This window comes from Streptomyces sp. NPDC043176 (assembly GCF_056436715.1).
Genome location: NZ_JBWKCA010000007.1, coordinates 1 through 20,978 on the forward strand (window position 1 = coordinate 1; position 20,978 = coordinate 20,978).

Here is a 20,978-nt window from a genome sequence, read left to right on the forward strand (position 1 = left end):
GCCTGGCGAGGCATCGCCACCCGCTACGACAAGGCGCCCGAAAGCTACCTCGCCGGCCTCCACCTCCGAGCCTCCATGATCTGGATCGACGATCTACTCAAGACCACCACGTGATCACGACATCACACAGGCCCTAGATCGGCCGGCCGAGCCGTGCTCAGCAGGGGGTGACTTCGGGATCGATCGGAGGCAATCCCCAGGGGTCCAGGGTGCCGTTGCAGTACTCGGCGAGGAACTGGACAGCGCCGCCGTCGTAGTGCCACCAGCCTCCGTTCCGGGAGGCGATGGTGACGAGCCACTGTTCGGGGTTGTCGCCCGTCGTGCTCCAAAGGAACTTGTCGCCTTCGTTCGACTCGGCCCATGGCAGGAGACCACCCGGTGCGGGATGCGGCCGCAAACCGATCGACATGTCCGCCTCCCAGTAGTGCTGGAGGACTCCTTCCAGATCATCACGGATACCGCGAAGGCGGTGATGCTCCTCGCCTGGGTCAGGGAGGCCCACGAGCAGAAAGTCCCCGATGGCGAAGGCCTCGTACCTCTCCGCGAGGCGTTTGAAATCGGCAGGCAGCGCAGTGCCCAGGTCGTCTTCGAGCACGGCCCACTTGATAACGGCACGCTCCGGCCGACGGTGATCAGTCAGCCCTGGAACCGCGCGCTCCAGTGCCTCGATCGCCTGCTCCGGATCCGTGATGCGCTGCACTGGTGTCTGCGTGCCGATCAGATCGTCAGTCATGGCAGCAGCGTGCCAGACCTGACGGGAGCCACGGCCGTGTCCCCCTTTGCCTCAGATGGGCCGCACGCCTGTGCCAGGCCCTCCGGGGTATCTCTGGCCCCCGGCGGGTGGGCCTGGATCGCCTCCCCTTCACTCGGGGATGACCAGACCTCGGTCACGCAGCTGCGGCATGCAAATCTCCAGGCATGCCTCCACCGAGGCCGCATCAGTACGCACGAGCAGGCCCTCATGGATGGGGGCACCGCTTGCGACGAAGGTCCACGGCCTGACTCCGTCACGCAGGCGTTCCGCATCTACCTTGAACAGCACCGTGACGCCCTGCTCGGCCAGCGCCTCCATCACGCGCATCACGTCGACCAACGTTCCACCCCGCCCGTTCGAATAGGCAGGTCACGCTACATGGGCTGAGGGCCCTCGACTTGACGGCATAGCAACGTGAGGTGTCTGGATAACCCCGTTCACTGGCGTGGCTCCGCGCCAGTTCGACCGGGCGGTACGTGCGCTGCGGCGCGGAGGAGCCGACACCGCTCGGCGAGGCCGGTCGTGGGGGATTCCGCTGGAAGACCGGTTGCTCCTGATAACTGCTTATTGGCGCACCAAACTGACACTGCGTCAGCTCGCTCTGCTCTCGGTGTCTCGAAGTCCGCAGTCGGCCGCATCATCAACCACCTCGGTCCCCTGCTCGAGCTCAAGCCCTACAGGTGGTTCCGCAAGGACGCCGTGCTCATCGTGGATGGCACTCTGGTCCCCACCCGCGACCACACGGTGGCGGAGCGGTCCAAGAACTACCGATACTCGACGAATCATCAGGTCGTCATCCACGCGGACACTCGACTGGTGGTCGTGGTCGGCCGACCGTTGCCGGGCAACCACGACGACTGCAAGGCATGGGAGCCATCCGGCGCCAAGGCCGCCGTCGGGAACACCGCAGTGATCGCCGAGGGAGGCTGTCGAGGCACCGGGCTCCTCATCCCGCACCGCCGCGACCCTGGGCAGAGCGAACTGCTGCCTGGAAGGAAGAGCACAACGCCTCTCACCGCTCGATCCGCGCTCGGATCGAGCATGCCTTCGCCCGGATGGAGACCTGGAAGATCCTGCGCGACTGCCGCCTCAAGGGCGATGGCGTGCACCACGCGATGCTCGGCATCGCCCATCTGCACAACCCCGCGCGCCGCGACTGACCGCACTTGACCGAACCGCTGACCGTTCAGGATGCGGCGGGCAGGAGCTGGACCAGGCCGACCCAGGTCTCCTCGTCCACCTTGGTGTGCGTGGCGCGGACCCTCCAGCGGCCGGCGGGCAGTGGGACCGATGCCTTGGCGGGCATCCCGCCGCCGGGGTACTCGATGCCCAAGTCGGAACCCGCTTCGGCGGAGTCCATGAGCACCGCCGGACCGTCCGAGACCCAGGTGCCGCACTCCTCCCACACCGTGGCCGGGTCTGCGAGGACAGTGTCCGCCGCGGCACTCAGTCCGGACTCGGAGCCGGCGGCGAGCCACCGCAGGAACGCTCGGCGCTCCGGCAGATAGCAACTGGTGGCCGGCTCGTCCGCCAGCACCAGTGCCTGCGCACCGTTCTCGCCCACAGGGATCACACCGGCCGGATCATCCACCGCACAGGCCCGGTCGTAGTCGTCTGGAGCGGTGGCGTCTCCCGCCATGACACCACTCTCCGTGCACCCGCCCCAGGCGGCCAGGGCGGAGGCGGGGACGACGATCAGAGGGCCACCCATCGACTCCACCCAGACAGGGGAGGGGCCGGAGGCATCGCCTGCGGTGGACGAGGAGGTGATCATGCAGTCAGTGTGCCCTCGCCCACTGACAACGGCCCCGCGCTCATTGCAACCCAGCACAGGGAAAGCCTCAGCGCCTGCGGCGAGCAGCAGTTACGGGACGACCTTCAGCGCGAGGATGGCTGCGGCCGTGACTTTCGAGTAGATGACCGGCCGCTCGTCGGTCTCCCACCCGTGCTCCGTCATGTCCGGCCAGACACCGGTCGCGATGTCGAGGTCCACCGCCCTGAGCACGTCGACCTGCACGCCCTGGCGCTCCATGATCCCGGTGCCGAGGTCGATCAGGCCCTGCGTGTGGCTCCGCTCCGGCGACCGCGATTGACCTGTGGAAACGGCCTTGTCCGAGGCTGCTCGGAGCATGCTGGTCCGAGCACGGTCCGGATCTGGTGCGCGCGGTGTTCGGGTCCGGCGGGGATCGGGTGAGTGGGCGCGGCCCAGCCCCGGCGATCGCCGGACCCGACTCGTACGCGGCGCCGGCGGCCCGACGCGTCCAGCGCGCAGTCATAGGGGAACCACGTCCAGCGCGCAGTCATAGGGGAACCACGTCCAGCGCGCAGCCATAGGGGAACCAGTCGAGCCAGGCCGTTCACGCAATGTCTCATTCCGCGGTCCCAGCCCTTGAGGACCCTGCCACCGCCCAGGGCGAACGTGCCCCGTCCCCGACGACCAGGGCCCGGCTGCCACCGAGAATGCCGATTTCCGGAGCACCTGATCCAGTGGTGCACGGCGCTCGGCCGGTATTTCACAGCGTGGCAGGCACGAGGGGGTTTCTCGATTAGGCCCATCCGCTCCGGTTCGGGCCCCGATTTCACGGCACACGACTTCCCGGTGTCGGGACTTCGACGAGATCCCTCGGTGGAGAACCCCGCAGGCCGCGCACCCGCCCGCGCTGTGCGGTGGCCGTCTGGGCCGGATCGAGCGCACTGCGGTCGTGACCGCTCGGAAGGATGATGGGGGCATGGAAGGGCTACCGTTCATTCCTCCCTCCGGGGCGGACGAAGGCGGGCACCTCAGCCCGCCCCCGGCCGCCTTCGCCCTGCTCGCCGCAGATGGAGTGCTCGTCGGGTGGAGCCGGGAAGCCGAGGCCCTCCTGGGATATCCGGCTTCGCAGGTACTGGGACGCCGGGCGGTGGACCTGATCGCGACCCCGCACGCCGATCGCGACAGATCGGAAGAGCCGCGGTCGGATCAGCGGCTGCGGCTCGGTGGGACGCGCAGTGCCGTCGTGGACGTGCGCCACCGTAGCGGAGACACCGTACGTGTGGCAGTGACCCTGCACCCCCTGACCCCCACCTCCGACGGGGTCTCCTCCGGCCGGGCCCCCTCCGCCGTCCTCATGGCGGCCGAGCTGGAGGGGCTTCGCTGGTGGGAGACCCGGCAGGCGATGCTGCAGGGGCTCGTCACCCAGTCGCCGGTGACACTGACCATCTACGGTCCCGGCGCGCGCCTCTTGTGGGCCAACGCATCCAGTGTCCGGGAGCTCGGCGGCGACCTCACGGCATTGCTCGGCCGCTCCATGACCGAACTCTTTCCCGGTGATGTCCTCACCACCGAGCATCTGGCGCCGCCGGAGGACTTCGTCCAACAGATCCTCGAGACCGGTGAGCCGGTCATCGACGTGCATTTCCGGGGGCGCTCCCCGGCCGACCCACGACGTGAGCACGTCTGGTCCTCGTCCTATTTCCGACTGCTGGACGGCCGGGGAGAGCCGGTGGGCGTGTGCGAACAGTCCATCGACGTCACCGACCACTACCGTGCGCAGCAGCGCCTCGCGCTCCTCGCGGAGGCCGGCGCGCGGATCGGGTCGACGCTGGACCCGTCCGGAACGGCAGCGGAGCTCGTCGAGATCGCCGTGCCGCAGTACGCCGACGCCTTGTTCGTCGACGTGATGGCAGAAGTGCTCGGGGGAGAGGAACCGAAGCCCGTCACGGCATGGGACCTGGTACGCGTGGCCGGTTCCGACGAAGACCCCTCACGGGTGGGCGAGCGGGTCGCGTACGCTGCCGGATCGTCGCAGGCCGAGAGCCTGGCCGGGGGCCGGTCGACCACGGACGCCGGGGTGGCGCCGACACGGCTGTACGTCCCGCTGATCGTGCGGGAGACGCCATTGGGCCTGGTCACCTTCGTACGGGGCGACGACTCGGAACCCTTCGACCACGGCGATCGGGCAGTGGCCGAGGAGCTGGCGTCGCGGACCGCCGTATGCATCGACAACGCCCGGCGGTACCGCCGGGAGCGCACCGCCGCGTTCATGCTCCAGCGCAGCCTGCTGCCACGATCGCTGCCCGAGCTGAGCGCGGTCGAGGCGGCGAGTCGCTACCTGCCGGCCGACAGCCACCTCGGCGTCGGCGGAGACTGGTTCGACGTCATTCCGCTTTCCGGGGCACGTGTCGGACTCGTCGTGGGGGACGTGGTCGGCCACGGACTCGGGGCCGCTGCCACCATGGGGCGCTTGCGCGCGATGGTGCGCACCCTGGCCGAGCTGGACCTCGCGCCCGACGAACTCCTGGCCCGGCTGAACGACCAAGTCGGCAAGGACGCGTCGGACCAGGACGGGAAAGACGAGGACGGCGGTGGCGCCGTCGGAGCGACGTGCGTCTACGGGATCTACGATCCGGCTTCCCGGACGAGCACCTGGGCGGCGGCGGGACACCCGCCGCCGGCTGTGGTGCAGCCGCACGGCCCCGTCAGCTTCCTTCGTCTGCCGCCGGGACCTCCTTTGGGTGTGGGACGGCTTCCCTACGAGGGCGCGGAGGTGGAGCTCGCCGAGGGAAGTCTGGTCGTCCTGTTCACCGACGGCCTCGTGGGGGCCCGGGGGAAGGGCATCGACGGGGGGTTGGACCGGTTGGCGGCGGTACTCGGCGAGCAGCGGGGATCGTCGTCCGACCGACTGTGCGCCCAGATCGTCGCGGACCTGGCATCGGACCAGGTGCAGGACGACGCGACGCTCCTCGTCGTGCGCACCCGTGCGCTGGGGAGACGCCAGGTGGCGACCTGGGAGCTGCCCTCGGACCCCGCGCTCGTCGCACGCGCACGTGCGATGGCCGCGGAACAGCTCGGGCGGTGGGGACTGGACGATCTGGTCTTCACCACGGAACTGGTGGTCAGTGAACTGGTCACCAACGCGATCCGTCACGCCTCCGGCCCGATCGGTCTGCGCTTGATCCGGGACCGTTCTCTCATATGCGAGGTCTCCGACTCGCAGCACACCTCACCGCATGCCCGTTACGCCGGCAGCGACGAGGAGGGAGGACGCGGACTGTTCATGGTCGCCCAGCTCACCGAGCACTGGGGGACGCGCTACGTGCCGGCAGGGAAAACGATCTGGGCGGAACAGGCCTTGCCCGTGGCTTGACGGCCGCGAACCATCCCCCCTCGTGGGTGGCTCGGATCCCGGTGCCGCTCCCATCGGCCGACCGCGCCTGCCCGGACCCGGGGCGGTTCCGCATCGAGCGCCTGCTCCAGGCTGGGCGGCGTGGGAGCTCAGGGCCTTTCCGTGCGCATGGCTCATGGCGTGCGCACGCGTACGGCCAAGGCGGCGATGTCATCGTCGAGGTTTCCTCTGCTGTGACGGAGGAGGTCGTGGTGCAGGGCCGTGAGCAGATCACGGGGAGGGGTGGGGGGCTGTCGACGCATCCATTCTGTCAACGGGAAGAACTCACCGTCCCGTGCGCGGGTTTCGGCGATCCCGTCCGTGTAGAGGAGGAGAAGCTCGCCGGGAGCGAGGTCGAAGGCGTCCGCACGGTACTGGTCGCCGATCAACTCCGCGAGGCTGAGCAGGGGCGACGGGGCGGAGGGTTCGAGGACGCGCACGTTCTTCAGGCTGTGGATCAATGGTGGGGGGTGTCCGCAGTTGACGATGGTGATGCGGCTGCCTTGATGCGGGATCTCGACGAGCAGCGCGGTGGCGAAGCGTTCCATCGGTGCCTCGGGTGGATGGGCGGCGTTGTGCCGGGCGCAGCTGGCGTCGAGCCTGCGGGCGATGTCGGTCATGGAGGCCTCGCCGTGTGCCGCCTCCCGGAAGGCGTTGACGATCGCCGCGGCCGCCCCCACTGCCGGCAGGCCTTTGCCCCGCACGTCGCCGATGAGCAGCCGTACCCCGTACGGCGTATCGGCCACCTCGTAGAAGTCTCCGCCGATGCGGGCTTCCGCGGCGGCCGCGAGGTACAGCGATTCGATCTCGACGTTCCGGAAACGGTGCGGCAAAGGCCGCAGCACCACCTGCTGGGCCGCGTCGGCGACGAGTCGTACCTGGAAGAGGGTGCGCTCCCGCTGAAGCCGGACATGGCTTCCGTATGCCGCGGCCACGGTGACCGCGACGATCCCCCCGCACGTCCACCACGTCCCCAGATCGGGGAAGACGAGGCTGAGGCCGATCATCAGAAAGAGGCAGACGGTCCCGAGCAGGACGGTCGGGAGGACCGGCCACATGGCGGCGGCCAGAGCCGGCGCCGCGGGCAGGAGGCGGCTGAAGGCCATCTCCGGCGGGGTGGCGTAGGCCAGGCCGGCGATCACGACGGTCAGAATCACCGGCGACAGCCGCACGAGCCTGCCGTAGCCGTAGCTCCGACGGAGCCGCGGCCGTCCGGACTCGATCATGAATCCCAGAGTATCCGCGAGGGGCGCGCTCAGCGACGTGACGAGCGGGTTCCGCGTGGGGCAGAGCACGCCCGCCGGCTCGCGAGAGCGCGACCGCGTGATGCGCCAGTGGCGCCGTAGGGCCCGGGGAACGTCACGGATGGTGAAAAACGGATACCAAGAGTATCTCTTTCGTCGCATCAGACTCATGGACGGACGACGTGGTGCTCAGCTCGGCCCTCTCGGGCCTCGCGCCGGGAAGCGTTCGCTCGCCCGCAGGGAGCAGCCGGGGCGCATGGGCGCTCCCAGGGCGAGGTGCACGGGCACAGCCGCAGCACCCGGGCCAGGGATTCGGGCGGCGGTCTGACGGGTGCGGCGGGAGCCCGCAGGATGGCGAGTTCCCCGGGCGGCCGTGGCGTCAGAGGTCATCGCCCCGTGCGACGGTCCCGGCGGGGACGACGGGGCCGTCGCCTCGCACACGACGTGCGCCTGGAAGGGCGCGTGTGACCGCCCGCCGCCCGTCTGGTCCGGAGCCGGTGATACGGGCATGTGCGAGCAGATCATCGGGCTCGCCAAGCAGGTGGAACAGCAGGCTCGGGACGGACGGTGGGGCCTGTCTCCCGAGGACACCGAACTGGTCCGCGCGACCGCGGATCGCGGCGGGTCCTGGTGCCGCCCCCTACAGGAAGGATTCCGGCAGTCGTTCTGACCCCGGTACTTTCGTTGGCGCGGCTGGGAGACCAGAGGGGGGCGCTGGTCGCCCGGGGCGGCGCCGAGTACGCCGGAATCGAACTGTTCGGCGCCTGGTCGGACGCCGCTCTCCGCCTGCGTCAGGCTGGTACGCCGGTTCGCAGTGCGTGACGACAGCCGGTTCTCGCTCGGTTGGGAGCACGCGGTCCGTGACTCCCGTGGGCAGTTCCGGTTCCTTCACGACGAGTCCAAGGTGAGCAACCGCAACGCTGCGCTGTTGCGCATGTCGTTCCTGTTCCCGGACCCGGCCCGACCGGGACGCTTCCTTGAGCGACTTCCCGCCGACCGGATCGACTTCGTCGACAGAAAGGATCACCCGCGACTCCAGCTCGCCGACTGGGCGGCGGGCGCGGTGTGGCAGTGGGCAGCCCAGCCGGCGGTAGGTGGCGGCGATCAGTTCTCCCGGGATCGCGAGACCGTCGTGCAGCCATGGGGCGTCGGATGTATCTGGCCGCCCGGGGAACCGCGCCGAGACTGCCGGTTGAGCTCTACAGGTCCCGCTCCTCCAGCGGTTCGTCGTCCTGCATGCGGGCATCGTGGCCGAGGGGCAGTCCGGGCCGCCACCCCATCGCTCGTCCGGGTGACGAGGCCCTGCACAGTGCTCAGGGGTGGTCGGGGTCGGCGCGCCCTGCAGGTTCGCGGGGTGGGCCTTGCGCAGGCCCGCGCTGCCGGCTCCGCCGACCCGCTCGGACAAGGTGCTCAGCCCCGGCGCGTTCAGACCTCGCTGGATGCCTTGTGGAGTTGCCGTGCCTGCCAATCATGCCCGTAAGGGTTCCGTACGCCGCCGTCAGGCGACTACCGGGAGTCGTACACCAACGCGCTGCCGAAGCCCTGTGCCTCTCGTATGGCCGCGCCGTCCGGGGCCCGGGGGCAGCTCCCCGATGTGAGGTCGACGACCCGATCCCGGGACACGACCCGTGGTTCTCGGGCCCGTGCCCGAGGGGGTGCCCGACGCGGGAGCGCGCACGTGTGAGGCGTCGATCGCGGTGTCGTCCATGTCGAGCAGGCCGGCCTTACCGAAGCTCGGCCGGAAGGATCTCGTGCAGGCGGGGCCAGACGCCGGCCTCGGTCCAGTCCCGCGGACGCCGCCAGGCCGATCTGGGGCGGCGAGCGTGAGTTGTTCAGGTGACCGGCGTCTGTCCCGTGCCTGCAGTGCCATGCGTGTGGAGCGCTCCCGGTGGCGCCGACCTCGGGGGTTTCGGCGGCCTGGACGGGGTGAGGTGAGTTCTCGTCAGGGGAGGCCGGGCCGGCGGAGAGCGGGTCCGGACGAAGGAGGGGGCCGGATGGCAGTGGTCGGCGACGACGGCAGGGGCGTGACGCGACGGGAAAGCCGGGCGCGCCCGCTGCGGGACCTCGTGCTCGTCGTCGGGCTCGTGGGGGTACTGGCCGGGGGCGCCGCGCTCATGGTCAGGACGGCCCGCGCGACCGGCTCGTACCTCCCCGTCGTCCTCGGGGCCCTCGCCCTGGTGCTCGGCGTGGGGTCGCTGCTGGCCCGGTGGGGCAGGACCCGCCCCGCGCCGTACGCCCCGGGTGCGTACGGCGGCGTCGGCGGCACGGAGCCGACGGTCCCGATACCGGCCGCCGAGACCGTCCTCGACACCTCCGCCGCCGCCCGGGACATGGCTCCGCCCGCGGCCGAGCCCGCCCCCGTCCCGCCGGCCGTCGATTCCGCGGCGCTGGACCACCTGGCCGTCGACCCGGACGGCTTCGAGCACACGGTCGCCGCACTGTGCGCACGGGACGGCTGTTCCTCCGTCGAGGTGGTCGGCGGCGCCGGTGACCTCGGCGCGGACGTGATAGCGACGGCCCCCGACGGCACGCGCGTGGTCCTGCAGTGCAAGCAGTACGCGGAGGACCACCGGGTCGGCTCCCCGGACCTCCAGCGCTTCGGGGGCACCTGCTATGCCGTGCACGAGGCCGACGTGGCCGTCCTGGTCACCACCAGCTCGTTCACGGACCCGGCGCTCGCGTACGCCGCCTCCTGCGGGATCGTCTGCGTCGACGGTACGGAACTGGCGGCCTGGACGGCGTCGACGGCACCGCCTCCCTGGGCCGCTCAGCCCGCTGTGCCGACGCCGGCAGAGCCCCCGGCGTCCTGAGGAGGGCCGGCGCCACGGCGCCGGGGCGCCGTTCAGGAGGGGCACCCCGCGTGGCGACGCAGGCGGACGTCCTCGTTCGGGGTCAGGGGTGAGGGGCACGCGCCGTCCGGCTGTTCTTCTGCCGCACACTGAGGCACCCGGCCAGGCAACTGGCTGCTCATCGGCGGGAGATCGGCACGCGATGGCGACGTATGCTCCTCAGCCGTCAGCCGTCAGCCGTCAGCCGTCAGCCGTGCACCAACCGGATCACCGACCTCGTGAAAGCCGTTGTCGTCCTTCACCACACCTCAACGTGAGGTTGGAGAACGCTCAGTGACGACTGGGTCCGGCGCCGGCCCCTCGGCGAGGCCTGGGGAACGCACGAGGAAGACGCGAGCGGTGTGGGCATGCCCCCTCGTTCTCAGGGGCTGACGATCACTACGTCGAGCTGTCTCGGGCCGTGCACGCCCTCGACGCGGTCGAGTTCGATGTCGCTGGTGGCGGAGGGGCCCGAGATCCATGTCTGAGGTCGCGCCGGATCGAGGCGAGGGAGAGCCTGCGGTACGGAGGCGACGGCCTGGTCGGCGGACACGATGCAGATGTGCAGGTCGGGGACGAGGGTGAGGGCGCGGCGGCCCTGGCCGGGGCCGCCGTCCAGGACGATCGTGCCGGTCTCGGCGATGGCCAGGGCGCAGCCGGTGACCACCGCGTCCGTGGTGTCCAGGTCGAGCGGGGTGAGCGAGGCGCCCTCGTCGTGACGTTGTCTCGCCGTCGTCGCGGAGAGCCAGGCGGCGGGCAGCCCGGGAGGCACGGCCACCGTACGGGCCCCGTGCCCCTCGAGCAGTTTCGCCACCAGGGCGGGGAGCTCAGCCTCGGTAGCGCGGTGGACGATCGCCCGGTAGTCGACGAGGTTCCCGTGGAGGAGATCGAGGATCGTGGCGGTGTCGTCCGGGGTGTGGGTGGCGAGGTAGTCGCGGGTGGGCTCAGGGACGGGGGGTGAGTCGGTCAGTACTCGGCGGATGCGGTCCAGGACGAGTTCGCGGGAGTTCTGGTTCACGTGCGGTTCTTCTTCCACCAGTCGCGGAACGGTTCGGCGGGCATCTCGGGCAGGTCGCGGCTCTCCGTCCACGGGCCGGCGCCGGGGCCGGGCAGCCTCTTCGGATGCAGGGCGCGGGTCTTGGAGGCGATGCGCTCGCCCGCCGCGAGGACGCCGGGGTGGTCGAGGACCCACCCGGCCGCCCGCATCGCCGCCTTCTCCAGGCGGTGGCCCTTCCCGCCCTGTTCGGCGACCTTCTCCCGCAGGTGGACCAGGACCTCGGGGATGTCGATGGCGACCGGGCAGACGTCGTAGCAGGCGCCGCAGAGCGAGGAGGCGTACGGCAGGGAGGCGTCGATCTCGCTCGTGGTGCCCCGCAGCTGGGGGGTGAGGACGGCGCCGATGGGGCCGGGGTAGACCGAGCCGTACGCGTGGCCGCCGGCCCGCTCGTAGACCGGGCAGACGTTGAGGCAGGCCGAGCAGCGGATGCAGCGCAGCGCCTGCCGGCCGACCTCGTCGGCGAGGGCGTCGGTGCGGCCGTTGTCGAGGAGGACGAGGTGGAAGGCCCGCGGGCCGTCGTCGTCGGTGGTGCCGGTCCACGTGCTGGTGTACGGGTTCATCCGCTCGGCGGTGGAGGAGCGGGGGAGGGTCTGGAGGAAGACCTCCAGGTCCCGCCAGGCGGGCACCACCTTCTCGATGCCGACGACGGAGATGAGGGTCTCGGGCAGGGTCAGGCACATCCGGCCGTTGCCCTCGGACTCCACGACCACCAGGGTGCCGGTCTCGGCGACCATGAAGTTCGCCCCGGAGATCCCGACCTTGGCGCGCAGGAACTTCTCGCGCAGGTGCAGTCGGGCCGCCTCCGCGAGTTCGGCGGGGGAGTCGGACAGTCCGTCCGGGGCCGGACGGCCCCAACTCGCCATCTTGTCGCGGAAGATGTCGCGGATCTCGCCCCGGTTGAGGTGGATGGCCGGGACGAGAATGTGCGAGGGGCGGTCGTCGCCGAGCTGCACGATGAGTTCGGCTAGATCGGTCTCGTACGCGGTGACGCCCTCGGCCTCCAGGTGCTCGTTGAGCCCGATCTCCTGGGTGGCCATCGACTTGACCTTGACGACCTCGGTCTCGCCGGTCGCCTTGACCAGGTCCGTGACGATCCGGTTGGCCTCGGCCGCGTCCGCCGCCCAGTGCACCGTGCCGCCGGCCGCCGTCACCGCCTCCTCCAACCGGAGGAGATACGTGTCGAGGTGACGCAGCGTCCGGTCCTTGATCTGCTTTCCGGCTTCGCGGAGCGCCGCCCAGTCGTCCAGCTCGGCCACCGCCCGCGCCCGCTTGTCCCGGATCGTGTGGGTGGCGTGCCGGAGGTTGGCCCGCAGCGTGTCGTTGCGTACCGCGTCGTGCGCGGCCTTCGGGAAGGACGGCATGCCGACGAAGGTCCCGCTCATACGAAGGGCTCCTCTTCCGTGCTCGCGAGGATCTCGACGAGGTGCAGGGCGCGCTGCGGGACGTCCTGGCGGCGCAGCATCCCGCCGAGGTGCAGCAGGCAGGAGTTGTCGGCGCCGCACAGGACTTCGGCGCCGGTGGACAGAGAGTTGCGGATCTTGTCGGCGCCCATGGCGGCCGAGACGTCCGGGTTCTTCACGGCGAAGGTGCCGCCGAAGCCGCAGCACTCCTCCGCGCCCGGCAGCTCCACCAGCTCCAGCCCCTTCACCGCCTCCAGGAGCCGGCGCGGCCGCTCCCCGAGGCCGAGCATCCGCAGGCCGTGGCAGGACGGGTGGTACGTGACCTTGTGCGGGAAGTACGCGCCCACGTCCGTCACGTCGAGGACGTCGACCAGGAACTCGGTGAGTTCGTACGTCCGTGGGACGAGGGAGTCGGAGGCCTCCGCCAGTGTGCCGCCGCGTCCCTCGGCCTGTGCCTTGCGGCCGATCCTCGGGTAGTTGTCGCGGACCATGGCGACGCAGGAGCCGGACGGGGTGACCACGTGGTCGTAGCCCTCGAAGGCGCGGCTCATGCGGTGGACCAGGTGCTCGGTCTCGCGGCGGTATCCGGTGTTGTACTGCGGCTGCCCGCAGCAGGTCTGGGCCGCCGGGAAGTCCACGGTGACGCCGAGGCGTTCGAGGACCTTGACGGTGGCGACGGCCGTGGAGGGACAGACCGCGTCGTTGACGCAGGTGGCGAAGAGAGCGACGCGCATCAGGGGTTCCTCGGGGCGGAGTCGAGTCGGGCGGCGGCCGCGTCCCAGGCGGCGGTGTCCCCCTGGGGAGTGTAGTGCCGCAGGTGCTGGGTGGAGGCGACCAGCCGGCGCATGGCGGCGAGGTCGCCGACCAGGCCGGCGGTGCGGGCCTGGACGAGGATGTTGCCCAGCGCGGTCGCTTCGGTGGGGCCGGCGACGACCGGCAGGCCGGTGGCGTCGGCGGTGAGCCGGCAGAGCAGGTCGTTGCGCGAGCCGCCGCCCACGAGGTGGATCCGGCGGATGTCGCGGCCGGCGAGCTCGGCGGCCTGGCGCAGGGTGCGGCGGTGGGCGAGCGCCAGGCTCTCCAGGACGCAGCGGACGACCGCTCCCTGACCGTCGGGGACGGGCTGTCCGGTGCGGGCGCAGTGGTCCCGGATGCGGGCCGGCATGTCGCCGGGGGCGAGGAAGTCCGGAGCGTCCGGGTCGACGAGGCAGGCGAAGGGTTCGGCCCGGTCCGCGTCCGCGAGGAGCGTGGGCAGGTGAGTGGGAAGGTTCTCCTTCTCCCATGTGCGCCGGCACTCTTCGAGCAACCACATGCCCATGATGTTGCGCAGGTAGCGCACGGTGCCGTCGATGCCGCGCTCATTGGTGAAGTTCGCCGCCCGGGAGGCCTCGCTCAGGACCGGGGCGTCCAGTTCGAGTCCGGCCAGCGACCAGGTGCCGCAGGAGATGTAGGCGAAGCCGGGTTCGGTCGCGGGCACGGCGGCGACCGCGGAGGCGGTGTCGTGGGAGGCGACCGTCGTCACCGGAGTCCGGGGATCGAGCCCGGTGTACGCGGCGACGTGGGGGAGCAGGGTGCCGGCCGGGTCTCCGGGCCCGCGGAGCGGCGGGAAGAGGGCGGGGTGGAGGGAGAGCCGGTTCATGAGGTCCTTGGACCAGGTTCCGGTGCGGGCGTCGAAGAGGCCGGTGGTGGAGGCGTTGGTCTCCTCGGCGCCGATGGACCCGGTCAGCCAGTGGATCAGCAGGTCGGGGATGAGCAGCAGCGTGCGGGCTGAGTCCTGCTGGGCGGTTCCCTTGGCGGAGGCGAGCTGGAAGACCGTGTTGAACGGGAGGTGCTGGAGGCCCGTGATGCCGTACAGCTCCTCGGGGCCGACCTCGGCCCAGACACCGCCGGCGGCGCCGTCGGTCCGGCTGTCGCGGTAGTGGAAGGGGTGGCCGAGCAGGGCGCCGTCCGCGTCGAGGAGTCCGTAGTCCACGGCCCAGGTGTCGACGCCGACGGAAGCGACGCCGCCGGAACGGGCGGCCTCGCGCAGTCCGTCGAGGATGCCCTGGAACAGGGCGAGGACGTCCCAGCGCAGTCCGTCCGGCAGGCGCACGGGGTTGTTGGGGAAGCGGTGGACCTCGGTGAGGTCCAGGTTGTCCGGCCCCACCCGGCCGACGATCACCCGTCCGCTGGTGGCGCCGAGGTCGACCGCGGCGAACGCGGACGCGAAGGCGGAGGACGGGGGAGTGGTGGTCACGTGGATACCTCTTGCGCGGGGGCGGCTCATCGAGGGACGAAGAGGAGAAGGGGCGGACCGGCGGCGCCCGGCGGGCACGGTGTCAGGGCCGGTTCCCGTACGGCATCGCGCCGCCGGTCCGCAGGTGCGCCTGGGGCGGGTGCGTCAGTCACTCGCCCCAGGGCGTTCGAGGGCCCTCAGCGAAGGAAGGCCGCGGCGACACCGGCGTCGACGGGGATGTGCAGGCCGGTGGTGTGGGTGAGGTCGCCGCCGGTGAGGGCGAAGACGGCGTTCGCGACGTGCTCGGGGAGGACTTCGCGCTTGAGGAGGGTGCGTTGGGCGTAGAACTCGCCGAGCTTGTCCTCCTCGATGCCGTAGGTGGCGGCGCGCTGTGCGCCCCAGCCGGCGGCGAAGATGCCGGAGCCGCGGACGACGCCGTCGGGGTTGACGCCGTTGACGCGGATGCCGTGCTCACCGAGTTCGGCGGCGAGGAGGCGGACCTGGTGGGCCTGGTCGGCCTTGGTGGCGGAGTAGGCGATGTTGTCCGGTCCGGCGAAGACGGCGTTCTTGGAGGCGATGTAGACGATGTCGCCGCCGAGGCCCTGCTCGATCATGACGCGCGCGGCCTCGCGGGAGACGAGGAAGGAGCCGCGGGCCATGATGTCGTGCTGGAGGTCCCAGTCCTTCGCGGTGGTCTCCAGGAGCGGCTTGGAGATGGAGATGCCGGCGTTGTTGACGACGAGGTCGACGCCCCCGAAGGCGAGGACCGCTTCGCGGAACGCGGCGCTGATCTGCTCCTCGGAGGTCACGTCCACCGTCACCGCGACGGCCTTGTCGGGTCCGCCCAGCTCCTCGGCCACCGAGGCGGCGTTGTCGCCGTTCAGGTCGGCGACCACGACACAGGCGCCCTCGGCGACCAGCCGCTGCGCGATGGCCTTGCCGATGCCCGAGCCGGCTCCCGTCACCAGGGCGACACGGGTGGCGAGCGGCTTCGGCTTCGGCACGCGCCGCAGCTTGGCCTCCTCAAGGTCCCAGTACTCGATGCGGAACTTCTCCGCCTCCTCGATCGGCGCGTACGACGACACCGCCTCGGCACCGCGCATGACGTTGACGGCGTTGACGTAGAACTCGCCCGCCACCCGCGCCGTCTGCTTGTCGCGGCCGAAGGAGAACATGCCGACGCCAGGGACAAGGACGATCGCGGGGTCGGCGCCCCGCATCGCCGGCGAGTCCGGCAGGGCGTGCCGGCGGTAGTAGGAGGCGTACTCCTCGCGGTACTCCGCGTGCAGCTCCTTCAGCCGGGACACGGCCTCGTCCAGCGGGGCCGTGGACGGCAGGTCCAGGACGAGCGGGCGGACCTTGGTGCGCAGGAAGTGGTCCGGGCAGGAGGTGCCCAGGGCCGCGAGGCGCGGGTGCTGGTCGTGGGCGAGGAAGTCGAGGACGACGTCGGCGTCCGTGAAGTGACCGACCTGAGGGCGGTCCTGGGATGCCAGTGCGCGGATCACGGGTGCGAGGGCGGCGGCCCGTTCCCTGCGCTCCTGCTCGCCGAGCGGACCGTAGCCCGTCCGCGGCGCGCCGAACGGCCGCTCCTTGCCGCGCTCGGCGAGGAAGGTCTCCGCCGTGCGGATCATCCACAGGGCGTGCGTCTCGCACTCCTGGGCGCTCGCGCCCCACGCGGTGATGCCGTGCCCGCCGAGGACGACACCGACGGCGTCGGGGTTGGCCTCCTTGATCGCCGCCATGTCGAGACCCAGCTGGAAGCCGGGACGGCGCCACGGCACCCACGCCACCCTTCCGCCGAAGCACTCCGCCGTCAGCTTCTCGCCGTCGGCGGCACAGGCCAGGGCGATGCCGGAGTCGGGGTGGAGGTGGTCGACGTGCGCCGCGTCCACCAGGCCGTGCATGGCGGTGTCGATGGACGGCGCCGCGCCGCCCCTGCCGTACAGGCAGTGGTCGAAGGCCGCGACCATCTCGTCCTCGCGCGCGACGCCCGGGTAGACGTCCTTCAGCGCCCGCAGCCGGTCGAGCCGCAGGACCGCGAGCCCGTCCTCGGTGAGCGTGCCGAGGTCGCCGCCGGACCCCTTCACCCACATCAGCTCCGTGTCGGAGCCGGTGACCGGGTCGGTGACGGTGCCCTTGGCCGAGGCGTTGCCTCCGGCGTAGTTGGTGTTGCGGGGGTCGGAGCCCAGCCGGTGCGCGCGGCCGAGGAGGGCGGCGACTTCGGGGTGGGTGGCCATGTGTGATCGGTCCTTCGCAGTCGAAGTGTGCGGGGTGGGGAAGGAGTACGCCCCTGAGGGGGCGGGCGTCGTTCGGTCCTGCGGGCTGCCCTGGGAAGCCGCGTGGTCAGGCTCCCCAGCCGGCCTGCTCGCCGCCGACCCGCTCAGCGGCGATCCGCTCCTGCCACCCGGAAGCGGTGTACGCGGCGACGGGGTCCGGGGCGAGCCCCTGATCTTCGCGGACTTCGCACAACAGCGGGCGCACGTCGGTGTTGTAGGCGTCCATCAGCACCGCGTTCGCAGCAAGGACGTCGCCGTCGCGCTGGGCGGTGGCGAGAGCGTCGGAGTCGACGAGGAGCGCCTTGGCGGTGGCCTCCTGGACGTTCATCACGGAGCGGATGACAGCCGGGATCTTCGCCTCGATGTTGTGGCACTGGTCGAGCATGAAGGCGACGTTCGCGGTCGGGTCGAGGCCGCCGTTCCTCGCGACCTCGTGCATGATCCGGAACAGCTGGAAGGGATCGGACGAACCGACCATCAGGTCGTCGTCGGCGTAGAAGCGCGAGTTGAAGTCGAAGCCGCCGAGCTTCCCTTCGCGCAGGAGGAAGGCGACGATGAACTCGATGTTGGTGCCCGGCGCGTGGTGGCCGGTGTCCACGACCACCTGGGCCTCGGGCCCGAGCTTGAGGCAGTGGGCGTAGGACGTACCCCAGTCCGGGACGTCGGTGGTGTAGAAGGCGGGCTCGAAGAACTTGTACTCCAGGAGCAGGCGCTGCCCGTTCCCGAGCCGCTCGTACACCTCGGCGAGAGCGGCTGCGAGACGGTCCTGGCGAGCGGCGATGTCGTCCTGGCCGGGGTAGTTGGTGCCGTCGGCGAACCACAGCTTCAGGTCCGACGAGCCGGTCGCGTCCATGATGTCGACGCACTCCAGCAGGTGGTCGACGGCCTTGCGGCGCACCTTCGCGTCGGGGTGGCAGACGCTGCCGAGCCGGTAGGCGTCGTCCTGGAAGGTGTTGGAGTTGATCGCGCCCAGCTCCAGGCCGCGTTCCTCGGCGTACGAGGCGAGGGCCGCGTAGTCGTCGACGCGGTCCCAGGGGATGTGGAGGGAGACCTTCGGGGCGATGCCGGTGAACTCGTGCACCTTCGCGGCGTCGTCGAGCTTCTCCCACGGAGTCCTGGGTACGCCGGGCTGGGCGAACACCTTGAAGCGGGTGCCGGAGTTCCCGTAGCCCCAGGACGGGGTCTCGATGGTCTGGGCCTTGAGCGCGGCCTTCAGGGCGTCCCGCACGACAGTCATTGGGCAACCTCGGAACCAGGGCCGCGCTGTTCGCGTCGGCGTTGTGAATCGTTTCATCGCTACCGAAACATGTATTCGTCAAACGGTCAAGAGGGTTCCGCCCGGTCTGATGTGAAAGGATTCATGCAGATGAGGGTGGGGCACCCCAGGATGACGAGTGCGCGGATGCGAGGCGAACGGATGGTCGGCAGTGGTGGACGTCCAGGAGGTGGCGCGCCACGCGGCCGTCTTCCGCGCGAACGACCTCATGGCCCCGGGCGTCGTGCAGACGGCCTTCGACGCGGGCGTACACATCCCGGACGGTCTCGCCGTCGTCGGCCACGACGACATCGAGTTCGCGGAGGCGAGTCTCATCCCGCTGACCTCGGTGCGCCACGGCGCCGTCGAGATCGGCCGCTTGGTGGCCGAACTGCCGTTGCGGGAGCTCGAACACCCCGATCCGCAGCACGGTCATCGGCACACCGCCATCGTGCTCGAACCAGGGCTCGTGGCACGCCGATCCAGCATGTCGCGATCTTGACGGGCTTGGCCTTGCCCGCCGGGAGCGACTGGCGCGGCGCCGCTCCGTGAGAGGTGACGGCCGCGGCGGCGCGAAACGTCTCGCGCCCCGCCGGCGAGCTTCGGCGACGGGGTCGCATGCCTGGGCGGGGTGAGGCGGGACGACCGGGTGACCGCCGGGCGTCCCGCCTCGCCGGCGCGACCGGGTCAGGGCCCGTGGCGCGAGGCGGTCGGGCGGGTCCTCGGCCCGTTCAGCGCGGGTCGTTCTCCCGCGAGCGCCTCACACCCACGGCGGACAGGATCGCCCCGAGCGCGCAGAGCGTGCCGGCGACGAGCACCGAGGTGTGGACGCCGTTCATGAAGGCCTGGTGGCTGCCTTCGGTGACGGCGGCCCGCAGGCCGGCGGGCATGGCGTCCGAGACGGGCGAGATCCCCATGGCAACGGCGTCCTTCGCCTCCAGCAGGCCCTCGGCCACGGGGCCCGGCACCCCCGCGGTCGTGAGCTCCCCGGTGAGCGTGGTGCCGACCCTGCTGCTGATGAGGGAGACGAGGACGGACGTGCCGAGCGCGCCGCCGATCTGCAGGCCGGTCGCCTGGAGGCCGCCGGCCACGCCGGCGCCCTTGACGGGCGCGTTGCCGACGACGGCGTCGGAGGACGAGGCCATGACCATGCCGACGCCCAGGCCCAAGGCGACGAACGGCGGCCACAGGAGAGCGTAGGAGGAGTGGGTGTCCCAGCTGAGCATGGTGAAGCAGGCGACGCCCTGGAGTGCCATGCCGAGGGGCATGGTGAGGCGCGGGCCGAACCTGTCCGTGAGGGCGGCGCCCAACGGGGAGGCGACCACCGAGGCCAGACTCAGCGGGAGGGTGCGCACGCCGGCTTCGACGGGGGTGAAGCCACGGACGTTCTGCAGGTAGATCATGACGAAGAAGATCACGCCGAGCAGGACGAAGAAGTTCAGGGCGGTGATGGCGGTGCCGATGCTCAGCGCCGGGTTGCGGAACAGCCGCATCGGCAGCAGAGGCGAGGTGACGCGGGTCTGCCACCATCCGAAGACCGCGAGGAGCAGGAGGCCGGCGCCGATGGCACCGAGCGTGCCGCTGGAGGTCCAGCCCCAGGTCTCCCCCTTCACCACGCCGAAGACGAGCAGGAGCAGGCCCGCGGCGAGCAGGACGACGCCGAGGATGTCGAACTTCTCCCGCGCGGCTGCCTGGTTCTTGCTCTGCGGTAGGACGGCCGCGCCGAAGGCGAGGGCGGCGACGCCGAGGGGAGCGTTGACGTAGAAGACGGACTCCCCGTCGACGTGTTGGACGAGGAGGCCGCCGACGATGGGGCCGAGGGCGGTGGAGACCGAGGAGACCATGGCCCAGACACCGACGGCCATGCCGAACTTCCGCGGCGGGAAGACGGCGCGGAGCAGGCCGAGGGTGTTCGGCATCAGCAGGGCGCCGAAGAACCCCTGGGGGGCGCGGAAGGCGATGACGCCCTCGATGGAGCCCGCCAGGCCGATGGCGACGGAGGCGAGGGTGAAACCCGCGACGCCGACGAGGTAGAAGGTGCGGCGGCCGAAGCGGTCACCGAGCTTGCCGCCGAGGATGAGGGCCGCGGCGAGGGCGAGCAGGTAGGAGTTGGTGACCCACTGGAGGTCGGAGGTGGAGGCGTGGAGGTCGCGCCCGATCTCGGGGTTGGCGATGGCGACGACGGATCCGTCGAGGCCGACCATGAAGAGGCCGAAGGCCACGGCGATCAGGGTGAGCCACGGGTTGGAGCGGCGGCCGGGGACGGAGGTTCCGGCGGACGGGCGGTGGGACGGTTCGGCGAGGGTGCCGACGGAAGGCATGGCGGTGTCGGGTCTTTCGTCTCAAGGCATGCCGGCATCGCGGCTGCGGGCAGGAGCCGGGGCCGCACGGGGCATGCGCGAATGCGGGAAGAAGCGGGGGCGCCGCCACGGCACCCGGTGCGGCGTGCCGCCGGACCGGGTGGGGGGTGGATTCAGTGCGCGGCGTGCAGGCGCCGGTCGAGGCTGTTCAGTGCCCCCAGCGCGAAGCCGAGTGCATCGAGTTCGCCGTCGGTCATCGTGCGCAGGACGCGTACGACACGGGCGCTCATGATCTGCGCGACCTCGCCGAGCCGCCGCTGGGCGACCGGAGTGAGGTGGAGGTGCGCCACGCGCTTGTCCGCGGGGTCCTGGCGACGTTCCAGCAGGCCCTGCTCGGTGAGCTGGGGGACGAGCGCGCTGACATTGCTCGGCTTCATGAGCAGCGCTTCGGCAGCGACCTCACCCTCTGGAACTCCGGCGCCTGGACACTCGTCCCCGGCCTCTACAC

General features: G+C 71.0%; 16 protein-coding genes and 3 pseudogenes. 6 read left to right on the forward strand and 13 right to left on the reverse strand.

Annotated features, from left to right (window positions below):
- Window positions 1-157 precede the first annotated feature (157 nt).
- Both AC067A_RS13435 and AC067A_RS13440 read right to left on the reverse strand, forming a co-directional pair.
- Window positions 158-733, reverse strand: coding sequence for an SMI1/KNR4 family protein (locus tag AC067A_RS13435; RefSeq protein ID WP_478618811.1), 576 nt, complete (start codon window positions 731-733; stop codon window positions 158-160).
- Between the two features lie 129 nt (window positions 734-862).
- Window positions 863-1,084, reverse strand: a complete 222-nt coding sequence (locus AC067A_RS13440; RefSeq protein ID WP_478619602.1) for a hypothetical protein — start codon at window positions 1,082-1,084, stop codon at window positions 863-865.
- Between the two features lie 97 nt (window positions 1,085-1,181).
- On the opposite strand from AC067A_RS13440, the pseudogene AC067A_RS13445 reads away from it, so the two are divergent.
- A pseudogene (locus AC067A_RS13445) lies at window positions 1,182-1,914 on the forward strand (transposase).
- A gap of 26 nt (window positions 1,915-1,940) precedes the next feature.
- Here the strand turns inward: AC067A_RS13445 and AC067A_RS13450 are convergent.
- Both AC067A_RS13450 and AC067A_RS13455 read right to left on the reverse strand, forming a co-directional pair.
- Window positions 1,941-2,528 (reverse strand): Imm21 family immunity protein, encoded by a 588-nt coding sequence (locus tag AC067A_RS13450; RefSeq protein ID WP_478618814.1) that lies wholly within the window; start codon window positions 2,526-2,528, stop codon window positions 1,941-1,943.
- A gap of 90 nt (window positions 2,529-2,618) precedes the next feature.
- A complete protein-coding gene (locus tag AC067A_RS13455) occupies window positions 2,619-2,885 on the reverse strand; it encodes a hypothetical protein (RefSeq protein ID WP_478618817.1) in 267 nt (88 codons plus the stop codon).
- Between the two features lie 598 nt (window positions 2,886-3,483).
- Between AC067A_RS13455 and AC067A_RS13460 the strand changes: the two genes are divergently transcribed.
- Entirely contained in the window at window positions 3,484-5,880 is a 2,397-nt protein-coding gene (locus AC067A_RS13460; RefSeq protein ID WP_478619605.1) for a SpoIIE family protein phosphatase, read from the forward strand.
- Window positions 5,881-6,032: 152 nt separating this feature from the next.
- Here the strand turns inward: AC067A_RS13460 and AC067A_RS13465 are convergent, their stop codons facing one another.
- Entirely contained in the window at window positions 6,033-7,124 is a 1,092-nt protein-coding gene (locus AC067A_RS13465; protein WP_478618819.1) for a PP2C family protein-serine/threonine phosphatase, read from the reverse strand.
- Between the two features lie 526 nt (window positions 7,125-7,650).
- On the opposite strand from AC067A_RS13465, the gene AC067A_RS13470 reads away from it, so the two are divergent.
- From AC067A_RS13470 to AC067A_RS13480, 3 genes are all read left to right on the forward strand, one after another.
- Window positions 7,651-7,812 carry a hypothetical protein gene (locus AC067A_RS13470; protein WP_478618822.1) on the forward strand — a complete coding sequence of 54 codons (162 nt, stop codon included), beginning with the start codon at window positions 7,651-7,653 and terminating at the stop codon, window positions 7,810-7,812.
- 144 nt (window positions 7,813-7,956) lie between these two features.
- Window positions 7,957-8,622, forward strand: a complete 666-nt coding sequence (locus AC067A_RS13475) for a DUF3800 domain-containing protein (RefSeq protein WP_478618825.1) — start codon at window positions 7,957-7,959, stop codon at window positions 8,620-8,622.
- Window positions 8,623-9,136: 514 nt separating this feature from the next.
- Window positions 9,137-9,952, forward strand: a complete 816-nt coding sequence (locus AC067A_RS13480) for a restriction endonuclease (RefSeq protein ID WP_478618828.1) — start codon at window positions 9,137-9,139, stop codon at window positions 9,950-9,952.
- Between the two features lie 400 nt (window positions 9,953-10,352).
- Here the strand turns inward: AC067A_RS13480 and AC067A_RS13485 are convergent, their stop codons facing one another.
- The 6 genes and pseudogenes from AC067A_RS13485 to rhaI all read right to left on the reverse strand — a co-directional run bounded on the left by AC067A_RS13485 (window position 10,353) and on the right by rhaI (window position 18,152).
- Complete coding sequence (locus AC067A_RS13485; protein ID WP_478618831.1) at window positions 10,353-10,988, reverse strand: LutC/YkgG family protein; 636 nt, start codon at window positions 10,986-10,988, stop codon at window positions 10,353-10,355.
- The gene (locus AC067A_RS13490) at window positions 10,985-12,409 is read right to left on the reverse strand and encodes a LutB/LldF family L-lactate oxidation iron-sulfur protein (RefSeq protein ID WP_478618834.1); all 1,425 of its coding nucleotides are present in this window, start codon (window positions 12,407-12,409) and stop codon (window positions 10,985-10,987) included. The genes AC067A_RS13485 and AC067A_RS13490 overlap by 4 nt, the downstream gene beginning before the upstream one ends.
- Window positions 12,406-13,161 carry a (Fe-S)-binding protein gene (locus AC067A_RS13495; protein ID WP_478618837.1) on the reverse strand — a complete coding sequence of 252 codons (756 nt, stop codon included), beginning with the start codon at window positions 13,159-13,161 and terminating at the stop codon, window positions 12,406-12,408. The genes AC067A_RS13490 and AC067A_RS13495 overlap by 4 nt, the downstream gene beginning before the upstream one ends.
- On the reverse strand, window positions 13,161-14,690 hold the full coding sequence (locus tag AC067A_RS13500) for a rhamnulokinase (protein ID WP_478618839.1): 1,530 nt from the start codon (window positions 14,688-14,690) through the stop codon (window positions 13,161-13,163). Before AC067A_RS13500 ends, AC067A_RS13495 begins: the two co-directional genes overlap by 1 nt.
- A 146-nt stretch (window positions 14,691-14,836) precedes the next feature.
- A pseudogene (locus AC067A_RS13505) lies at window positions 14,837-16,891 on the reverse strand (bifunctional aldolase/short-chain dehydrogenase); the annotation flags it as partial.
- A 91-nt stretch (window positions 16,892-16,982) separates the two neighbouring features.
- Window positions 16,983-18,152, reverse strand: coding sequence for an L-rhamnose isomerase (rhaI, locus tag AC067A_RS13510; protein ID WP_478618842.1), 1,170 nt, complete (start codon window positions 18,150-18,152; stop codon window positions 16,983-16,985).
- A 190-nt stretch (window positions 18,153-18,342) separates the two neighbouring features.
- Here rhaI and AC067A_RS13515 point away from each other — a divergent pair, with 190 nt between their 5' ends.
- Window positions 18,343-18,672, forward strand: coding sequence for a substrate-binding domain-containing protein (locus AC067A_RS13515; RefSeq protein ID WP_478618844.1), 330 nt, complete (start codon window positions 18,343-18,345; stop codon window positions 18,670-18,672).
- 229 nt (window positions 18,673-18,901) lie between these two features.
- Here AC067A_RS13515 and AC067A_RS13520 read toward each other — a convergent pair whose 3' ends face one another.
- Together AC067A_RS13520 and AC067A_RS13525 are read right to left on the reverse strand one after the other, a co-directional pair.
- Window positions 18,902-20,491 (reverse strand): MFS transporter, encoded by a 1,590-nt coding sequence (locus AC067A_RS13520; protein ID WP_478618847.1) that lies wholly within the window; start codon window positions 20,489-20,491, stop codon window positions 18,902-18,904.
- 152 nt (window positions 20,492-20,643) lie between these two features.
- A pseudogene (locus AC067A_RS13525) lies at window positions 20,644-20,952 on the reverse strand (MarR family winged helix-turn-helix transcriptional regulator); the annotation flags it as partial.
- Between the last annotated feature and the right edge of the window lie 26 nt (window positions 20,953-20,978).